At 71.1% G+C, this 2,484-nt stretch carries 3 protein-coding genes; 1 reads left to right on the plus strand and 2 read right to left on the minus strand.

Annotated features, from left to right (window positions below; genetic code table 11):
- Window positions 1-304: 304 nt before the first annotated feature.
- Together D471_RS0105710 and D471_RS0105715 are read right to left on the minus strand one after the other, a co-directional pair.
- Window positions 305-1,060 (minus strand): ABC transporter permease, encoded by a 756-nt coding sequence (locus D471_RS0105710; RefSeq protein WP_017597738.1) that lies wholly within the window; start codon window positions 1,058-1,060, stop codon window positions 305-307.
- Window positions 1,050-1,877 carry an ABC transporter ATP-binding protein gene (locus D471_RS0105715; protein WP_017597739.1) on the minus strand — a complete coding sequence of 276 codons (828 nt, stop codon included), beginning with the start codon at window positions 1,875-1,877 and terminating at the stop codon, window positions 1,050-1,052. Before D471_RS0105715 ends, D471_RS0105710 begins: the two co-directional genes overlap by 11 nt.
- Window positions 1,878-1,937: 60 nt before the next feature.
- Between D471_RS0105715 and D471_RS0105720 the strand changes: the two genes are divergently transcribed.
- On the plus strand, window positions 1,938-2,484 hold a 547-nt coding region (locus D471_RS0105720; RefSeq protein WP_040688515.1), incomplete at its 3' end, for a TetR/AcrR family transcriptional regulator.

Raw genomic sequence — 2,484 nt, forward strand, 5'->3', positions numbered from 1 at the left:
GATGCGCGCCTCCCTCGACGAGGGCCGAAAACGTACGACGACCGTACCTCCGAGCCCGTCGGCCCTGCCCTCCCCCGCCCGCCGAAAGGCCGTCTCGGACGTGCGCCGCCTCCTCGCCGATCTGCGCCCCGGCGGATGAGAGGCCCCGGTCCGCCGACGGCACCGCGGAGGCCCGCCAGGCACGGTCGGAGGAGTCCGTGAAAGGGAGGGAACGCGCCCGTCACCCCGCACCGCCCCGGGCAAGCGGCGACCGGAGGAGCGACACGGCCGGGAGGGCTGCGGGGACTGGTCGGATCGGGCGGCCCTACCCCTGGAGGTCGCCGATACCGCGGCTGATGCGGGCACAGGCCAGCGCGCCCGCCACCACACCGACCGCGACGAGGACGGAGGAGGCCTGAAGGGCGGTGCCGGTGTCCCCCGCCACCGCGGCCCTGAGCATGGCCAGCGCCCAGTAACCGGGAGAGAGCGGCGCGGTGGCCTGCGCCCAGGCGGGCATCATGGAGATCGGCACCAGGGCCCCTCCCAAGGCGCTCACCACCAGGGCGCCGACGTCGCAGATGGCCGCGAGTTCGCCGTGACCGCGCACGACACCGGCCAATGCGACGCCGATGGCCAAAAGCACGAAGGACCACACGCAGACCGCGAACAGGATCAGCGGAAGGGGACCGGTGACGGGCATCCCCACGACCCGGGATCCGAAGAGCAGGAGCAGCGCCTGTTGGACGACCAACAGCACGAAGACGGGGAGCGCCTTGCCGACGAGCATCTCGACGATCGACACGGGGGTCGCCCGCAGCCGGTTCCAGGTGCGCCACGTGCGTTCGGTCAGCAGGGCGGTGCCCACGACCGACAGGGAGAGCACGGAGAACATCACCAGCATGCCGATGACGGCCTGGGCCTCGCCGTCCTCCGGCAGCGCCGCCCGGTGGAGCGGGCTGAAGACGAGCATGAGCACCATCGGCATGACCAGGTAACTGATCAGGTGGCCGGGGTCGCGTAGCCGCAGCGTGGTGTTGTGGCGGATCAGCAGTGCCAGTCGGTGGACGGAGTCAGTCCGCATGGGCCACCGCCTGGTAGAGGTCGTCGAGGGTGGGCTGGCGCAGGTCCACGGAACGGACAGGCCTGGTCGCGCCGACCAGCATCTCGGCCAGGGTGGTGGTGGGGTCGGTGGTGGAGACGCGCACCTCCTCGTCGTCGAAGGCCAGGCGCACCTCGCCGGGAATCCGGTCGAGCAGTTCCGAGGCCTCACCTCGTGCGATGGTCCGCCCCTGCCGGGCGACGGCGATGCTGGCCCCCAGTTCGGTGAGTTCGGGAAGGTAGTGGGTGGTGTAGACGACCGCCGCTCCCTCCTCGGCACGGGCTCGCACCACCTCCAGGAGGGACTGGCGGGTCTGGGGGTCCACCCCCGCGGTGGGTTCGTCCAGGAGCAGGAGGGCGGGGCGGTGGATCATGGCCGCCGCGGCCTGCACACGGCGCTGTTGGCCCCCGGAGAGGACACCCACCCTCCGGTCGAGGAAGTCCGTGAGCCGGAGGAGTTCCGCGATCTCGTCGATCGCCCGGGTGAGGCCCCGTCGGCGAAGACCGTGCAGGCCCCCGAACAGGCGCAGGGTCTGGCGGGGGGTGACGGTCGGATACACGGCGAGGTGCTGGGGGGCCAATCCCAGGAGGCGGCGGGCGGCGCGCGGCGCCCTTCCGTTGACCAGTACCTTCCCCCTGTCCGGGCGCAACAGCCCCGAGACGACGTTGGCGAACGTGGTCTTTCCCGCCCCGTTGTGCCCGACGAGTCCGACGATCTCACCGGGCCGGGCGACCAGGGTGAACCCGTCCAGGGCGTTGACGGAACCGAACCTCTTCACCAGGTCCAACGCTTCGAGCATGTTTCGTCCCATGCTTTCTGTGCGGTGTACAGAACGGACTATACGGTGTACATTAAGACCATGGAAAAGATTAAGCAAGAACGGCGGGAGGAAATTCTCTCCGTCGCTCTGCGCCTCTCGGAGGAGCAGGGGCTGGCCGCCGTGTCGATGCGGGCCATCGGGGCGGGGGTCGGCCTGACGCCCATGGCCCTGTACGGGTACTTCGAGAGCAAGGACGCCCTCTTGGACGGCCTCGTGGGCCGCGTCCTGCGGGAGGTGCCCCGCCCCGGCCCCGGGCTGGACTGGCGGGAACGGCTGCTGGTGTGCGCGCGGGGGGCCAGGGCGGTGGCGCACCGGTATCCCCGGACGTTCCCTCTCCTGCTGACCAGGCCGGTGGTGCTCGCGGAGGCGATGCGCGTCGTGGACCCCCTCTACGCGGCGCTGTCGGAGGCCGGGATCGCCGACGGCGAGGTGGCCGGATGGGAGCGCATGTTCAGCACCTTCGTACTGGGTTTCGCGGTCTCGGAGGTCAGCGGTCGCTTCGGGGAGGGGAACCTGGGCACCCGCGAGCGCCGAGAACAGCTGGAGCCCGGCGAACTGCCCGCGCACCATCGGCTCCGGGGGGGAC

The sequence above is a fragment of the Nocardiopsis lucentensis DSM 44048 genome (assembly GCF_000341125.1).
Classification (GTDB): domain Bacteria; phylum Actinomycetota; class Actinomycetes; order Streptosporangiales; family Streptosporangiaceae; genus Nocardiopsis; species Nocardiopsis lucentensis.

What these genes read in the sequence shown, in the direction of transcription:
- D471_RS0105710 (WP_017597738.1), bottom strand. Translation starts at nt 1,060, where the DNA reads ATGCGGACTGACTCCGTCCACCGACTGGCACTGCTGATCCGCCACAAC.
- D471_RS0105715 (WP_017597739.1), bottom strand. Translation starts at nt 1,877, where the DNA reads ATGCTCGAAGCGTTGGACCTGGTGAAGAGGTTCGGTTCCGTCAACGCC.